The organism is Pseudonocardia sp. UM4_GMWB1 (assembly GCF_017312155.1).
GTDB lineage: Bacteria > Actinomycetota > Actinomycetes > Mycobacteriales > Pseudonocardiaceae > Pseudonocardia > Pseudonocardia alni.
Window position 1 is genome coordinate 963,719 of sequence record NZ_QJPN01000001.1, and the last position, 15,313, is coordinate 979,031.

16 protein-coding genes are annotated in these 15,313 nt (G+C 74.2%); 9 read left to right on the top strand and 7 right to left on the bottom strand.

Features of this window, described 5'->3' with window-relative positions; genetic code table 11:
- Positions 1-52 precede the first annotated feature (52 nt).
- From DMP15_RS04785 to DMP15_RS04795, 3 genes are read left to right on the top strand one after another with little or no spacing between them, the layout of a single operon-like run.
- Positions 53-1,069, top strand: coding sequence for an amidohydrolase family protein (locus DMP15_RS04785; protein WP_337825493.1), 1,017 nt, complete (start codon positions 53-55; stop codon positions 1,067-1,069).
- Positions 1,066-1,785, top strand: coding sequence for an iron-sulfur cluster assembly protein (locus DMP15_RS04790; protein ID WP_073576700.1), 720 nt, complete (start codon positions 1,066-1,068; stop codon positions 1,783-1,785). Before DMP15_RS04785 ends, DMP15_RS04790 begins: the two co-directional genes overlap by 4 nt.
- The gene (locus DMP15_RS04795; protein WP_337825494.1) at positions 1,782-2,807 is read left to right on the top strand and encodes an NAD(P)-dependent alcohol dehydrogenase; all 1,026 of its coding nucleotides are present in this window, start codon (positions 1,782-1,784) and stop codon (positions 2,805-2,807) included. Before DMP15_RS04790 ends, DMP15_RS04795 begins: the two co-directional genes overlap by 4 nt.
- 85 nt (positions 2,808-2,892) lie before the next feature.
- Here the strand turns inward: DMP15_RS04795 and DMP15_RS04800 are convergent, their stop codons facing one another.
- Positions 2,893-3,354, bottom strand: a complete 462-nt coding sequence (locus DMP15_RS04800; protein ID WP_179761676.1) for a MarR family winged helix-turn-helix transcriptional regulator — start codon at positions 3,352-3,354, stop codon at positions 2,893-2,895.
- A gap of 99 nt (positions 3,355-3,453) precedes the next feature.
- Here DMP15_RS04800 and DMP15_RS04805 point away from each other — a divergent pair, with 99 nt between their 5' ends.
- The 3 genes from DMP15_RS04805 to DMP15_RS04815 are packed head-to-tail and all read left to right on the top strand — an operon-like array spanning position 3,454 to position 5,707.
- Complete coding sequence (locus tag DMP15_RS04805) at positions 3,454-4,581, top strand: LLM class flavin-dependent oxidoreductase (RefSeq protein WP_100878880.1); 1,128 nt, start codon at positions 3,454-3,456, stop codon at positions 4,579-4,581.
- Positions 4,581-5,192, top strand: coding sequence for a CE1759 family FMN reductase (locus tag DMP15_RS04810; protein ID WP_337825495.1), 612 nt, complete (start codon positions 4,581-4,583; stop codon positions 5,190-5,192). The genes DMP15_RS04805 and DMP15_RS04810 overlap by 1 nt, the downstream gene beginning before the upstream one ends.
- Positions 5,193-5,197: 5 nt before the next feature.
- The gene (locus DMP15_RS04815; protein WP_073576695.1) at positions 5,198-5,707 is read left to right on the top strand and encodes a VOC family protein; all 510 of its coding nucleotides are present in this window, start codon (positions 5,198-5,200) and stop codon (positions 5,705-5,707) included.
- A gap of 9 nt (positions 5,708-5,716) precedes the next feature.
- Here DMP15_RS04815 and DMP15_RS04820 read toward each other — a convergent pair whose 3' ends face one another.
- Positions 5,717-6,301, bottom strand: coding sequence for a hypothetical protein (locus DMP15_RS04820; protein ID WP_179761678.1), 585 nt, complete (start codon positions 6,299-6,301; stop codon positions 5,717-5,719).
- 103 nt (positions 6,302-6,404) lie between these two features.
- Between DMP15_RS04820 and DMP15_RS04825 the strand changes: the two genes are divergently transcribed.
- Entirely contained in the window at positions 6,405-8,714 is a 2,310-nt protein-coding gene (locus tag DMP15_RS04825; RefSeq protein ID WP_337825496.1) for an alpha-amylase family protein, read from the top strand.
- 16 nt (positions 8,715-8,730) lie between these two features.
- Here the strand turns inward: DMP15_RS04825 and DMP15_RS04830 are convergent, their stop codons facing one another.
- The 4 genes from DMP15_RS04830 to DMP15_RS04845 form a co-directional block, all read right to left on the bottom strand.
- Positions 8,731-9,837 carry a hypothetical protein gene (locus DMP15_RS04830; RefSeq protein WP_073576693.1) on the bottom strand — a complete coding sequence of 369 codons (1,107 nt, stop codon included), beginning with the start codon at positions 9,835-9,837 and terminating at the stop codon, positions 8,731-8,733.
- A 120-nt stretch (positions 9,838-9,957) separates the two neighbouring features.
- Positions 9,958-10,932, bottom strand: a complete 975-nt coding sequence (locus tag DMP15_RS04835) for an NAD-dependent epimerase/dehydratase family protein (protein ID WP_073576692.1) — start codon at positions 10,930-10,932, stop codon at positions 9,958-9,960.
- Between the two features lie 17 nt (positions 10,933-10,949).
- A complete protein-coding gene (locus tag DMP15_RS04840; RefSeq protein WP_073576691.1) occupies positions 10,950-12,734 on the bottom strand; it encodes a choline/carnitine O-acyltransferase in 1,785 nt (594 codons plus the stop codon).
- Positions 12,735-12,739: 5 nt separating this feature from the next.
- The gene (locus DMP15_RS04845; protein ID WP_073576690.1) at positions 12,740-13,609 is read right to left on the bottom strand and encodes a HalD/BesD family halogenase; all 870 of its coding nucleotides are present in this window, start codon (positions 13,607-13,609) and stop codon (positions 12,740-12,742) included.
- Between the two features lie 204 nt (positions 13,610-13,813).
- Between DMP15_RS04845 and tatA the strand changes: the two genes are divergently transcribed.
- Positions 13,814-14,080 carry a Sec-independent protein translocase subunit TatA gene (gene tatA, locus DMP15_RS04850; protein ID WP_253068826.1) on the top strand — a complete coding sequence of 89 codons (267 nt, stop codon included), beginning with the start codon at positions 13,814-13,816 and terminating at the stop codon, positions 14,078-14,080.
- Positions 14,081-14,133: 53 nt separating this feature from the next.
- Positions 14,134-14,874 (top strand): SDR family oxidoreductase, encoded by a 741-nt coding sequence (locus DMP15_RS04855; RefSeq protein WP_073576688.1) that lies wholly within the window; start codon positions 14,134-14,136, stop codon positions 14,872-14,874.
- Positions 14,875-14,988: 114 nt separating this feature from the next.
- On the opposite strand, the gene DMP15_RS04860 is transcribed toward DMP15_RS04855, so the two are convergent.
- The gene (locus DMP15_RS04860; protein WP_139282894.1) at positions 14,989-15,297 is read right to left on the bottom strand and encodes a hypothetical protein; all 309 of its coding nucleotides are present in this window, start codon (positions 15,295-15,297) and stop codon (positions 14,989-14,991) included.
- Positions 15,298-15,313: the final 16 nt, after the last annotated feature.

A 15,313-nucleotide genomic window follows, 5' to 3' on the forward strand; every position in this document is an offset into this window, starting at 1 on the left:
GCCCGCGCAGTCGCGGGGTGTCCACCACCTCGCCGCGACCGAGAGGACAACGATGTACTCGAAGAACGGCGAAACCTATTTCATCGTGGACGCCCACGTGGCGCTGTGGGACGCACGCCCGGAGAACCAGCGCAACATCCACGGCAAGCAGTTCATCGACTGCTTCTACGACTACCACCGCAACCTGAGCCCCGAGTCCGAGGTCTGGCCCTACGAGGACTACCTCTACCAGGGCGGCGAGCGGCTGATGAAGGACCTGTTCACCGACGGCCACGTCGACCATGCCGTCTTCCAGCCCGCCTACCTGGGCGAGTTCTACGACAACGGGTTCGGCCAGACCGAGGAGGCCTTCGCCCTCGCCCAGGCCCACCCGGACAAGCTGACCTACAACCACCACTGGGATCCCCGCAACGGCGAGCAGGGCCTGCGGCAGCTGCGCGAGGACGCGAAGCGCTTCGGCCTGAAGGGCGCGAAGCTCTACACCGCGGAGTGGCACGGCGAGTCCCGCGGCTGGAAGCTCGACGACCACTGGTCCTACAAGTACCTCGAGGCGGCCCAGGAGCTGGGCATCCGCAACATCCACATCCACAAGGGCCCCACCATCCGCCCGCTGGACCGCGACGCGTTCGACGTCGCCGACGTGGACAAGGTCGCCACCGACTTCACCGACCTGAACTTCGTCGTCGAGCACTGCGGCCTGCCGCGCCTCGAGGACTTCTGCTGGATCGCCACCCAGGAACCGAACGTGCACGCCGGCCTGGCTGTCGCGATGCCGTTCATCCACACCCGGCCCAAGTACTTCGGCCAGATCATCGGCGAGCTCCTGTACTGGCTGGGCGAGGACCGCATCCAGTTCTCCAGCGACTACGCGATCTGGACCCCGCGCTGGCTGGTCGAGCGCTTCGTCGACTTCGAGATCCCGGACGAGCTGTCCGAGTACGCGCCGCTGACCACCGCCCAGAAGAAGAAGATCCTGGGTCTCAACGCCGCGGCGATGTACGACATCGAGGTCCCCGCCGAGCTGCAGCTGCGCGACGAGACCCCGACCGAGGTCCCGGTGGCCTCGTGAGCGCCCCCGCCCTCGCCCGCACCTCGCGTACGGACCAGGCGTTCCGGGCGCTCGACGCCGTCGTCGACCCCGAGCTGGACGAGCCGATCACCGACCTGGAGTTCGTCCGTTCCCTCGACGTCGACGGCGACCGGGTCACCGTGCACCTGCGCCTGCCCACCGCGTTCTGCGCGCCGAACTTCGCCTACCTGATGTGCTCGGACGCGAAGGACGTGCTCACCGCGCTGGACTGGACCGGCGAGGTCGTGGTCGAGCTCGACGACCACCACGACTCCGACCTCATCAACGCCGGGCTGGCCGCCGACGCCGGCTACAAGGGCACCTTCCGGCACGAGGCCGAGTCCGACCTCGACGAGCTGCGCGAGACCTTCCGGCGCAAGGCGCACACCGCCGCGATGGAGCGCTCGCTCACCGGGCTGCTGCGGGTCGACCCGGACCGGACGCCCGAGTCGCTGCACGGCGTCACCCTGGCCGACCTGCCCGCGGGCCCGGCCACCGACGCCCTGCTGCGCCGCCGCGCGGCGATCGGCCTGCCCACCGGCGGCGACCGGCCGGTCCTGGTCGGCCACGACGGCGTCCCGTACCCGGCCGAGCAGGTCCCGCTGAAGCTGCGGATGGCCCGCTCGGTGCGGATCTCCATCGAGGGCAACGCCCACTTCTGCCGCGGGCTCCTGAAGACCCGCTACCCCGAGTCCGTGAAGGGATCCGTGTCGTGAGAGCAGTACAGGTGGTCGGCTACCACCGGCCGATGGAGCTGACCGAGGTCCCGAAGCCGGAGGTCGTCGACCCGTTCGACGTCGTCGTCCGGATCGGCGGCGCCGGGGTCTGCCGCACCGACCTGCACGTCCTCGAGGGGCAGTGGGCGGAGAAGTCCCAGGTGACGCTGCCCTACACGATCGGCCACGAGAACGCGGGCTGGGTCGAGTCCGTGGGGTCGGCCGTGACCCACGTCCGTGAGGGCGACGGCGTCATCCTGCACCCGCTCGCCACCTGCGGCCTGTGCCGCGCCTGCCGCTCCGGCGACGACGTGCACTGCACCGCCTCGGCGTTCCCGGGCATCGACACCCACGGCGGCTACGCCGAGTACCTGCGCACCTCGGCGCGCAGCGTCGTCAAGCTGGACCCCTCGCTGCAGCCCGCCGCCGTCGCCGCCCTCGCCGACGCCGGTCTCACCGCCTACCACGCCGCGGCCAAGGCCTCACGCCGGCTGGGTCCGCGCGACACCTGCGTCGTCATCGGGGCGGGCGGGCTCGGCCACATCGGCATCCAGGTGCTGAAGGCGCTGACCCCGGCCCGGCTGGTCGTGCTCGACCGCAACCCGGACGCGGTGAAGCTGGCGCTGGAGATCGGCGCCGACGACGGGATCGTCGCCGACGGCGGGCAGGTCGACGAGGTCCTGTCGCTCACCGGCGGGAACGGCGCCGAGGCCGTCATCGACTTCGTCGGCGAGGGCGGCTCCACCGCCCAGGGCCTGGCGATGACCCGGCGCGCCGGGGACTACCACGTGGTCGGCTACGGCGAGAACGTCGACGTCCCGACGATCGATCTGATCTCGGCCGAGGTGAACGTGGTCGGCAACCTGGTCGGGTCCTACAACGATCTCTGCGACCTGATGGAGCTGGCCGCCCGCGGCCGGGTCACCCTGCACACCAGCACCTACGCCCTGGACGACTTCCAGTCCGCGCTCGACGACCTCGACGCCGGGACGGTCAGGGGCCGCGCCATCCTGGTGCCCTGACCTGCTGTTCTGATCGCGGTCCCGCTCACGACGGCCCGTACCGGCGACGCCCGGTGCGGGCCGTCGCGCGTTCCGCGGAACGCGGTCAGCGGGGGTCGCGACCGTCGAGCCGGGCCTGCACGGCGGCGGTGATCCGGGTCAGCGCGGCCACGTCGTCGTCGGAGAGGGCGTCGAAGACCAGCTCCCGCACGGTCTCCACGTGCCCCGGCGCCGCGGCCTCGATCGCCGCCCGGCCCGCCGCGGTGAGCACGACGTAGTTGCCGCGGCCGTCGTCGTCGCACTCCTCGCGGGCGACCAGGCCGCGCTTCTGCATCCGGGCCAGGTGGTGGGAGAGCCTGCTCTTCTCCCACTCCAGCAGCGTCGCCAGCTCCAGCACCCGGCACCGCTCGTCGGGCCGGTCGGTCAGCGCGACGAGCACGTCGAAGTCGGTGAGCGAGAGCCCCGACCCGGTCTGCAGCCGCCGGTGCAGCTCGCCCTGCAGGCGTGCCTGCATCCGGAGCAGCCCTCGCCAGGCCACCTGCTCGCGCTCGTCCAGCCACCGTGTCACGGCACCATCGTAGCGGAATAGTTGACTCATCATCTATGTTGCCGCAGGATGTAGATGACGGATCAACCAATGAGCCGTCGACGAGCAGAGGAGGAAGCCGTGCAGTTCGGAGTCTTCACGGTCAGCGACGTCACGCCGGACCCGACGACCGGCCGCACGCCGACCGAGGCCCAGCGGATCCAGGACGTCCTGACCATCGCGAAGCACGCGGAGCAGGTCGGGCTCGACGTCTTCGCGATCGGCGAGCACCACAACCCGCCGTTCTTCTCCTCGTCGCCGACCACCACGCTCGGCTACCTCGCCGGCGTCACCGAGACCCTGCAGCTGTCCACCTCGACCACGCTGATCACCACGAACGACCCGGTGAAGATCGCCGAGGACTTCGCGATGCTGCAGCACGTGGCGGGCGGCCGCGTCGACCTCATGCTCGGCCGCGGCAACACCGGCCCGGTCTACCCGTGGTTCGGCCAGGACATCCGGCAGGGCCTGAACCTGGCGGTCGAGAACTACGCGCTGCTGCGCAAGCTGTGGGACACCGAGGTCGTCGACTGGGAGGGGCACTTCCGTACCCCGCTGCAGGGCTTCACCTCGACCCCGCGCCCGCTCGACGGCGTCGCGCCGTTCGTGTGGCACGGCTCGATCCGCAGCCCCGAGATCGCCGAGCAGGCCGCCTACTACGGCGACGGCTTCTTCCACAACCACATCTTCTGGCCGGCGTCGCACACGAAGCGGATGGTCGAGTTCTACCGCACGCGCTGGGAGCACCACGGTCACGGACCGGCCGACCGCGCGATCGTCGGCCTCGGTGGGCAGGTGTTCATGCGCCGCAACAGCCAGGACGCGGTGCGCGAGTTCCGGCCGTACTTCGACAACGCGCCGGTCTACGGGCACGGGCCCTCGCTGGAGGACTTCACCCGCGAGACCCCGCTGACCGTCGGCAGCCCGCAGCAGGTCATCGAGCGGACGCTGGGCTTCCGCGACTACGTCGGTGACTACCAGCGCCAGCTGTTCCTCATCGACCACGCCGGCCTGCCGCTGAAGACCGTGCTGGAGCAGCTCGACCTGCTGGGCGAGGAGGTCGTGCCGGTGCTGCGCAAGGAGTTCGCCGCGCTGCGCGCGCCGGGTGTCCCGGACGCGCCGACCCACGCCTCGCTGGTCGCCGCCCGCGACGCCGCGGGCACCGGCAGCACCGACAGCACCGGGACGCAGGAGAAGGAGGTCGCGTGATGACCACCCGCAGGATCGTCGTGCTCAGCGCCGGGCTGTCGACGCCGTCGTCGACCCGGCTGCTGGCCGACCGCCTCGCCGCCGCGGTCACGGCCGCACTGGCCGACCGGAGCGAGCGGGCCGAGGTGCAGGTCGTGGAGCTGCGCGAGCACGCCCGCGACCTCGCCGACCACCTGGTCGCCGGCTTCCCGAACACCGCGCTGGCGCCGGTGCTGGAGTCGGTGGCCGCGGCGGACGCCGTCGTCGCCGTGACGCCGATCTTCTCGGCGTCCTACAGCGGGCTGTTCAAGACCTTCGTCGACGTCCTGGACCGCGACGCACTCACCGGCACCCCGGTGCTGCTCGCCGCGACCGGCGGCACGGCGCGGCACTCGCTGGCCCTGGAGCACGCGATGCGCCCGCTGTTCGCGTACCTGCGGGCCGCGACGGTCCCGACCGCGGTGTTCGCCGCACCCGAGGACTGGGGCGCGACCGAGGTGGGCACCACACTGGACGGCCGTGTCGGGCGCGCCGCGGGCGAGCTGGCCGACGCCGTCGCCGCCCGGCCGCCGGCCACCCGCACCGACCTGTTCGCCGACGTCCCCGACTTCACCTCACTGCTGAAGGGCTGACCGCCATGACCGACACCGGCACCCCCACCGACATCGCCGCCCTCGACGCCGCCCGCGACCGGATCCGTTCCGCTCACCTGAAGCCGGCGGGGGAGCGGCCGGCCTCGACCGCCCGCGGCCTGCACCACACCGCGCTGGTCAGCTCGGATGTCGAGCGGACCGTGCGCTTCTACCAGGATGTCCTCGGCTTCCCGCTCACCGAGCTGATCGAGAACCGGGACTACCCGGGGTCCTCGCACTTCTTCTTCGACATCGGCAACGGGAACCTGCTCGCGTTCTTCGACTTCCCGGGCCTCGACGTCGGCCCCTACGCCGAGGTCCTCGGCGGGCTGCACCACATGGCGATCAGCGTCGAGCCGCAGCGGTGGGACGAGCTCGTCGCGCGGCTCGCCGAGGCCGGGGTGGAGCACGAGGTGCACTCCGGTGTCTCGGTCTACTTCCGCGACCCCGACGGTGCGCGCATCGAGCTCATCGCCGACCCGCTGGGGGAGATGTACGGCCAGCACGTGCTGTGAGCGGGGTGCTCACCGGCGGACGCTGACGTGGACGTGGTCGTAGTGCCCGCCGGTGGCGTCCTCCGGGTCGTACACCCCGCCGCCGTCGTAGGGCCGGCCCCAGTTCTCCCGGCCCTCCCCGGAGTCCCCGGTGCCGCGGTACCAGATCCGGCCCTGCCAGATCACGTAGCGGACCCGCAGCTCGGCGGCGTTCTCGCGCAGCCAGGTCGCGACGGCCCAGCCGTCCTCCAGGTCCTGGCCGGCGGGGAAGTCGCCGTAGCCGGCCGGGAAGAAGTCGCAGGCCCGGCCGGCGGGGTGGTCGCTCGAGGGGTTCCACGCGTGCTCCGACCAGCAGGTGACCGCCCGGACCGGTGCTGACGGGCCCGGCTCGCCGAACCGGGCCACGGCGGCGTCGTGCAGGCGCAGCGCGGACGGGGTGAGGCAGCCCGAGGTCGTCGGGTCCGGCTGGTCGCACTGCTCCGGCGGCGGCGGATCGACCAGCTCGCGCAGGTCGTCGGGGGTGAACCCGCGGCTTCCGGCGAACCAGGCCAGACCGCCCACGAGCAGGGCCAGCACGAGGAGCACGCCCAGCACCGGGGCGACGCGGGTCTTCACGGGGGCTTCGTCCGTTCTGTCGGAGTGCCTCCCACGGTACGGCGAGGAGTCCGGTGCCCGTCGACGGTCGGCACCACGACACCGCCCGCGAGGAGGCACCGTCGTGACCACGGATCTGCTGGACCGCCCGGACGCCCGCGTCACCTTCGACGTCCGCGGCACCGGCCCGCTGCTCGTGCTCGTCGGCTCGCCGATGGGCGCCGAGGGCTTCGGCCCGCTCGCCGACGCGATGGCCGCCGACCACACCGTCGTCAGGTTCGACCCGCGCGGCACCGGCCGCAGCCCCACCGAGGACCCGGACGCCGACTCCACCGTCGCGCTGCGGGCGGCCCGGCCGGTTTCGTCGCCCGGCTGCGGCAGGTGCCGGCGCGCACCTGACAGCGGCGGCGCCGTTCGGCAGGATGGCGCGGTGATCAGCACGACCGCTGCGGGCGACGCCGTCCGCGCCCGGCCCGACTCGGAGCGTCGCCGCCGGGCCCGGGCCGCCCTGCACGACCTGCTCCCGCAGCTGTCCCGGGAGGCGGTCGCCGCGCTCGGCGCGGTCGAGGCGGCGGGGTTCCTCGCCCGCACCGAACGTTGGTACGCCGATGCGCACCTGCCGCTGGAGGCCCTCTACGGCGCCGTCGCCGACCCGGGCGGGCTGACCGCCCGGCTGGTGCGCGCCGCGCTGGCCGCCGCGGCCGCCCGCCCGCAGGCGCTGCGCGAGCTCGACCGCCGCCGCGAGGTCGACGGCGACTGGTTCCAGGACCCCCGCACCGTCGGCTACGTCGCCTACACCGACCGCTTCGCGGGCACCCTGCGCGGCATCCGCACCCGCCTGGACCACCTGTCCGACCTGGGCGTGCGGTACCTGCACCTGATGCCGCTGCTCAGGCCGCGCGACGGCGAGAACGACGGCGGCTACGCCGTCGCCGACTACACCGCCGTCGACCCGCGGCTGGGCACGATGGACGACCTGGAGTCCCTCGCCGGGGCGCTGCGCGAGCGCGGCATGAGCCTGTGCGTGGACCTCGTCCTCAACCACACCGCCGCCGAGCACCCGTGGGCGCGCGGCTGGCTCGCCGGCGACCCGCGCTACGCCGGCTTCTACACCGCCTACCCGGACCGGGAGATGCCCGACGCCTGGGAGGCGACGATCCCCGACGTCTTCCCCGACCGCGCGCCCGGATCGTTCAGCTGGGTGCCCGGGGCGAACGGCGGCGACGGCGGCTGGGTGTGGACGACGTTCTGGGACTACCAGTGGGACCTGGACTGGACCTGTCCCGAGGTGTTCGCCGCGATGCTCGGCACCGTGTTCACCCTGGCCGGGCGCGGGGTCGAGGTCCTGCGGATGGACGCGGCACCGTTCCTCGGCAAGCGGCTCGGCACGAACTGCCAGAACCAGCCCGAGGCCCACGACGTGCTGCAGGCGCTGCACGCGCTCACCCGGATCGCGGCCCCGGCCGTGGTCTTCAAGGCGGAGGCGATCGTCGCGCCCGACGACCTCGTCGGCTACCTCGGCGCACACGACCGCTACCGCCCCGAGTGCGAGCTGGCCTACCACAACCAGCTCATGGTGATGGTGTGGTCGAGCCTGGCCACCCGCGACGCCCGCCTCGCCGCGCACGCGCTGCGCCGCATGACCCCCGCCCCGCCGACGACGGCGTGGGCGACCTACGTCCGCTGCCACGACGACATCGGCTGGGCCGTCTCCGACGTCGACGCCGCCGCCGTCGGCTGGGACGGCCCGTCGCACCGGCGGTTCCTCAACGACTTCTTCGCCGGACGCTTCCCGGGCAGCTTCGCCCGCGGCGCCCTGTTCCAGGAGGACCCGGACACCGGGGACGCCCGCATCTCCGGTAGCGCCGCCGCGCTCTGCGGCATCGACGACGCCCGCGCCCGCCACGACCCCGCCGCCCTCGACGCGGGAGTGCGACGCCTGCTGCTCGCGCACGCCGTCGTCTACGGCTGGGGCGGCATCCCCCTGCTCTACATGGGCGACGAGCTGGCTTTGGCCAACGACACCGGCTACCGCGCCGACCCCGAGCGCGCCGCGGACAACCGCTGGATGCACCGGCCCCCGATGGACGAGGCCGCGTTCGCCCGCCGCTACGACCCGGACACCGTCGAGGGGCGGGTGTTCGGTGCGCTGACCGGGCTCGCCGCGGTGCGGGCCGAGCTGCCCGCGCTGCACGCGTCGGCGCCGGTGGAGGTGCCCGTGCTCGACGACCCGGCGGTGCTCGGGTGGACGCGGCGGCACCCGCGCGGCGGTCGTTTCGTCGGGCTGGTCAACGTGTCCGACCGGCCCGCCTCGGTCGACGCCGCCCTGGTCACCGGCCTGGACACGGTGCTGTCCTCGGACGGGCCGGTCCGCACCGAGGGCGGGCGGGCCCATCTCCCGCCGCTGTCCTGGGCGTGGCTCGCGGAGCCGTGAGCCACGCCCGGCGCCCTCACCAGCTCCCGAACGGCGTGCCGCCCCCGAACAGCGGTGACGTGCCCAGCGCCGAGCGGAACTCCAGGTACACCACGAGCCCGTAGACCACCCCGGCCAGGAAGACCAGGCAGGACAGCGACACCAGTACGTAGGTGAGGACCCGCAGCACGGTGAGCGCGGTCGGGTCCTTCGCGACCCGCACCGGCGCGGCGGCCGTGGCGGGGGCGGCCGCGCGTGGCGTCGTGGTCACCGGCCCGGTCGCCTCGACGGCCGGTGCGGCCGCCGCCGTGTCGGCGGACCGTCCGGTCGCGCCGAACCGGGCCGCGGCGGCCTCGGCCACCGTCGCCGGACGACGGCCGCCGGACTCCGACGGCGGACGCGGCGCGGGCACTGCCCCGGCGCCGGTCCCGACGGCGGAGCGCTCGACGACCGCGGTCCCGCCGCCCTCGCCGTACCCGGGCCGTTCGTGCCCGGCCCGGTCGTCGCCGGAGTCGTGGCCGGACGTGGCGGCGGCGAGCGGCCCGGCCCCGACGACCTCGTCCCGGGGCAGGTCCTCGTGGTCCGCGACGTGGTCCGGGTCGTCGTACGGGACGGCCGGGCGGACCGGCTCGTCCTCCTCCGGGGCCCGCGTGCGCCCGTACCCGGAGCCGGTGGGGCCGGGGTAGGGCGGGCCGCCGTCGATCGCGGTCCCGCCGCGGGACCCGGGGTCGCCGTACTCGCCGTAGGCGGCCCGGGTCGGGGTGACCGGCTCCTCGGACTGGCGGTGCGCGGCCCGGCCGTACGGGCCGTACCCGCCGTCGTCGGGGTCGTCGCCGCCCGGCTGCGACCCGCCGGCCGGCACGGGGGCGCCGTAGCCCTCGTAGCGCATCGGTGCGGCGTACCCGCCCCGCCCCACGGTCGGCTGCGGACCGGTCCCGCCGTACAGCTCGCCGAAGCCCTCCGGGTCGGTGGGCGTCGCCCGCTCCACCGGCCGCGACGGCCGCAGGTCCGGGTAGCCGCCCTGGTAGGAGTCCTCGGGGAACTCGTGGTCGTCGAACCCGTGCCGCGGTCGCGGCGACGGCCGGGCGCGGTCGGCGTCGGCACCGCGCGGGCCGGGGCTGGGTCGGTGCTGCGGGCCGGTCATGGCAGGACCTCCGGGGTACGGCGTCACGGTCGGCGACACGTGCTGTGTCACCTCTACCGCCGGTCGTACCCACGGCGTTAGCCCTGACGACCTACAGTCACCCGGTCCGGCGAGGTGAAATCACCGGGTGTACACCCCGGTCGGGGAATCGTGGTACCCCTTCGCCCCGACGGCGTCGGCCAGCGGGCTGCGCGGCGGCCCGCCGTCACGCACCCGCGCGACGACGGCGTCGACGTCCCAGACCGGGGTCCAGCCGAGCTCGGCGACCGCCCGGTCCGGGCAGTACACCCGGTCCACCGGCGGGACCGGCCCGCCGCGCCCGGCCAGCAGCGCGGCGAGGGCCGGGGCCCGCCGCTCCAGCACCGCGGCCGGGTCGCGGCCCAGCTCGGCGAGGTCTGACCGGTGGAACGGCGGCGGTGCGCTGACCACGTAGCGGGCGAACCCGAGCTCGGGCGCCCGCCGGGCCGCGGCCAGGTGCGCGGACACGACGTCGGCGACGTCGACCCGCCGGTGGCAGAACTCCACCAGTTTGAGCGTGGTGTCGTCGTGGACGGCGCGGACCTCGTCGCGGTCGTCGGCCTCGGGGAAGAACCGCGAGGTCCGCAGCACCACCACCGGCAGCCCCGGGTCCAGCGCGGCCAGCTCGCACAGGTCCTCGGCGGCGGTCTTCGTGGCGCCGTAGACGTTGCGCACCCGCGGCACCACGGTCTCGTCGATCCAGGTCGCGGGCCCGCCCGGCGCCGGGGTCAGCGCGCGGCCGAACGCGCTGGTCGAGGACGTGAACACCACGCCCCGCACCCCCGCGGCGGCGGACTCCTCCAGCACCGCCAGCGTGCCCGACACGTTCGTGCCGACGAAGTCCTGCCTGCTGTGGGAGCCGACGTGCGGCTTGTGCAGCGTCGCGGTGTGCAGCACGTGGCTGACCCCGCGCAGCGCCGACCGCAGGGCGTCGCGGTCGGTCAGCGACGCGACGACCGCAGTCCACGGCGAGGGCCGCCGGTCCAGACCGACGACGGGCACCCCGTCGCCGGCCAGCGTGCGGACCAGCGCCTCACCGAGGTGGCCGGAACTGCCGGTGACGAGGACGCGCTCCATCCCACCAGTGAACCCGCTCAGGCAAGCAGGTTCCGCAGCTCGGTCACCGCCGTCCGCAGCTCCCGGGCGAAGGCGTGCATCCCCTCGGCCTGGTCGGCCGGGGTGGACAGGTGCACGTGGAAGCGGTCGGGCAGCAGCACGTAGGCCACCCCGATGCAGCGCGAGCTGGTCGAGCCGAACCCGAAGTACCGGATGTTGTCCGACGGCGCGGAGCTGGTCGACAGCCAGTCGTCGCGCATGATCGTCCAGCCGGGGGAGTCGAACACCGCCAGCTGCTCGGTGACGCCCAGCTCCGCCCCGCGACGGCGCCGGATCCAGTCCAGCTCCCACAGGTGCTGCTCGGGCGCGTCGCCCTGCTGGCACTGCTTCGCGCGGGCGCCGTGCGCCGCGGCGGCGGCCCGGAAGGTGTCGACCTTGTCGGCGTCGGAGGCCTGCGGGTCCCCCATGGCGTCGACGAAGGTCACCATCTCCGGCGTGATCACCCGCATCGCCTCGGTGCGTCCGCGCCGGAACTGCCGGGTCGCGATCGACTCGTAGGTGGCCCCGGTGACACCCTTGGCCCGCCGGTGCGCGACCTGGTAGCAGGCCTGCACGAAGGCGTCCGGGGAGCACTTCAGGGCCTTCGCGTCGCGCGCGCCGAAGTCGTCGAAGGCGACGAGCTCGGTGGCGGTGGCGTCGAGGAACGCGGAGAACTCGTCGTGCGCGCGGGCCACGGTGGCGCGCAGGTCGTCGTCGAGGACGAACCGCAGCTCGGCGTGCGACGGGACGCCCTGCGGACGGGCCCCGATCCGCTCGGCGTGCACCTGCAGCGGGTCGGCGAACATCGCGTCGACCAGGGTGAGGACGGTGGTGCCGTCGAGCTCGCAGTGCTCGATGTTGACCCCGGCGGTGCCGTCGGCGAGCACGACGATCGACAGCGCCTTGTCGAACCAACGGTCGCCGGAGTCCCCCGCCAGCAGGGTCCGCGCGGCGGACTCCTCGTCGGCGGGGTCGGTCTCGTCCAGACAGACCGCGAGCAGTGCCCGCTCCACCAGGTCGACGGCCTCGGCGTTGGCCGGATCCAGCCCGGTCAGCCGGTCCCGCACCGCGGCCCACTCGGCCCGGGCCAGGGTCGTCAGCGCGCCGACCGCGTCGCCGGTGGCGGCCCGCTCGGGGTGGGTCTCGCGGATCTCCCGCAGCGCGTCCGCGATCTCCCCGGCGGTGTGCGCCGCCCCGTCCTCGCCGATCACGTCGAGGCGGTGGATCCGGCCGCGGTGCAGCACCACGACGTGCCGCTCGGTGGACGGACCCGGCCAGTCGTCGCTGTAGGGGGTGCGGACGGTGTCCTGGGGGTCGCCCGGGATGCGGGTGGTGGAGAAGATGTGGCGGCTCTGGTCCATCGACTGAGCCACGTCGCGGTTGACCAGCGGCGGGAACGTCCCGGCGTCGAGATCGGCCTTGTGCCCCAGGGCGGCGACGGTGAGCTGCGCGGCCCGCTCGCACGGGTCCGTGGTCGATCCCGGCCCGAACAGGAAGAAGAAGTTCGCGTTGAGCGCGATCCGGTCGCGCCGGCCCAGGTAGCGCGACGGCCAGAACGCGTCCAGCCAGCTGTGGGCGCCGGCGTCGAAGCGCTCGAGATCGGCCTGGAGCACCGACGCGGGGCCGCCCTCGGCGAGCAGCTCTCGGGCGGCGGTCTCGGTGCGGGCGTACTCGTCGGGGGTGAGCAGCGGGGCGCACCACTCCAGGAACCGGTCGACCGAGGCGGACAGGGTCGGGAGCGGCACCTTCGGCAGGTCGTCATCGGCCGCGAACGTGGTGGTCACGGGCGTCAGTCCAGCAGCCCGTCGACACGCACGGTACGCGACCCCCCGTGTTCGGACAGTGTCCTCCCGAACAGCTGGCGGGTGCGGACCGCGCTGCCGACCACCCCGGTGCGCGTGCTGTAGGAGAAGATCGCCGTGTGCCGGGCGGTGTCGCCGCGCACCTCGGTCACCCGGTGCAGCGAGTACCGGCCGCGGAACAGCTGCAGGTCACCGGGGCGCAGCACCAGCCGCCGGACCCGGTCACCGCCCCGCCCCTGCAGGACCTCCGCGACGTCGCCGGTGTTCTCCGACGTCGTGCTGCGGATGTCCGGGCAGTACTCGAATACCCCACCGACCTCCGGGGCGCGGGTGAGCAGGCTGATCGCGATCTCGTTGGTGTCGAAGTGCCACGGGTGCGATCGGCCGTCGCCGACGACGTTGAGGCACAGCCCGGCCAGTGGGTCGGCCAGCTCGTACAGCTCGGACACGCCGGTGCACGCGGCGAGGAACGCGCGGAACGCGGGCTGCGGGTACAGGCGGTGGATCAGCGCGGCGGCCGGGATCCGGTCGCGCGCGACGAAGGCGTTGCCCCGCTCCATCGGTACCCGCGCCGGGTGGTCGGCGGGCAGCGCGGGGTCGGGGTCGGTGTTGTAGACGTTCACCACGGCGGTCTCGTAGTGCGCCAGCGGGGCGACCGCCTCGCCCTCGGTCCGCAGCCGGTCCCGCCACGACGCCCGGACGAACCCGGGGAGCACCGCGCAGCCGTCGGCGGCGAGCTGGGCGCGGGCCCGCCGGACCGCGTCCTCCCACCCGGACGAGCCCGGTTCGTGCACCGGGTAGCGGGTCAGGTCGACCGGGTCGAGCTCCTGCGGGGCCGCGAGTGCGGTCGGCTGCACGGATCAGCTCCTTCGTCCCCGGGCAGCGCCGGTGCCGCCCACGGTGTCACCGTCATCCAAACCCGTTCGAGGCCGCCGGATCAACGGTGAGTGACCGAGCGATCAGTTTCCGTGCGCCGTGGGAGGCTGTTCTTGCGCGGGAGAACCCCGGCGGAGGATGGTTCGTTGATCCGGTCGACGAGCGAGGAGGCTGTCATGGGCGCTATGAGCCCCACCCACTGGTTGATCGTGCTGGTCGTTCTGGTCCTGCTGTTCGGCGCGAAGAAGCTGCCGGAGATGGCGCGGTCGGTCGGCCGGTCCAGCCGCATCCTGAAGAGCGAGATGCGCGGCCTGCGCGACGACGACGGACGCCCCGGGGAGATCGGTCCCGGCGGCGCGACCCGGGCCGACACCGAGGTCCGGGAGCCGGGCACCCGGCAGCCGGAGGGCGCCACCCGTCCGGAGCCCGGCCCCGAGACCCAGCGGGCCTGACGGCCGCCCACAGGACGGACCACGGATGACGGACCAGGCATGACGGACCACGCATGACGGTGCTCGTGACGGGGGCCAGCCGGGGGGTCGGCGCGGCCACCGCCCGGCTCCTGGCCGGCCGCGGCCAGGACGTCCTCGTCGGGCACCGGGCCTCGCCCGAGGACGCCGCGGCGGTGGTCGCGGAGTGCCGGGCCGCCGGGGTGCACGCCGACGCGGTCGCCGCGGACGTCACCCGCACCGAGGGCGTCGAGCAGCTGTTCGACGCGGCGGCCGCCATGCCGTCGCCGCTGACCGGAGTGGTCGCGAACGCCGGTGGCGCCCCCTCGCGGCAGCGCCTGGAGGACATGAGCGACGCACGGATCGACGAGGTCCTCGCGCTCAACCTGCGGGCGGCGCTGCTGTGCTCGCGCGAGGCGGTGCACCGCATGTCCACCCGCTACGGCGGAGCGGGCGGGGTGCTCGTGCACATCACCTCCCGCGCGGCGGTGCTCGGCTCGCCCGACGAGTGGAACGACTACGCGGCGGCGAAGGCCGGGGTCGAGGCCCTCGTCGTCGGGCTCGCGAAGGAGGTCGCCGCGGACGGGATCCGGGTGGCGGCCGTACGGCCGGGCCTGCTCGACACCGACTTCCACGCGCGGGCCGGTGAGCCGGGGCGGATCGAGCGGATGGCGCCGTCGATCCCGATGGGCCGTGCCGGCCACCCCGACGAGGTGGCGACGGCGATCGCCTGGCTCCTGTCGGACGAGGCCAGCTACGTCACCGGCGCCGTGCTGGACGTGTCCGGCGGGCGCTGATCCGTCGGCGGGACCGAACCGGTGGCGGGTGAGGGAGAGCCACCGGCGCGGGTCGGGGCCCGGCCGGCGGTGGGGGAACGGACCGGCTGTGTGGTCGGCGGTCGGCGGCGGCGCTCAGGAGGCGGCGCGGGCCGAACGCCCGAAACCGATCCGTCCGCGGCGGCGGGCGCGACGCCCGGCCCCGGAGGTCTCGGCACACAGCAGGCAGCCGTCCCCGGGTGGGGAGGCCAGCGACGCCGGCAGCACCACGTGCCCGCAGAGCGCGGTGCAGTGTCCGGTTCCGGCGGTGAGCGAGTCGGCCAGCACCGCCTGCGCCACGACGTGGCTGCGGCTGTCGCGGGCGCAGGTGACCGTGACGGTCTGCTCCTCAACCGGCGCGGTCGCCACGGCCACGGGGCGCGTACTGGCGGGTGTCACCGACACGGCAGCTCCTCCGGGC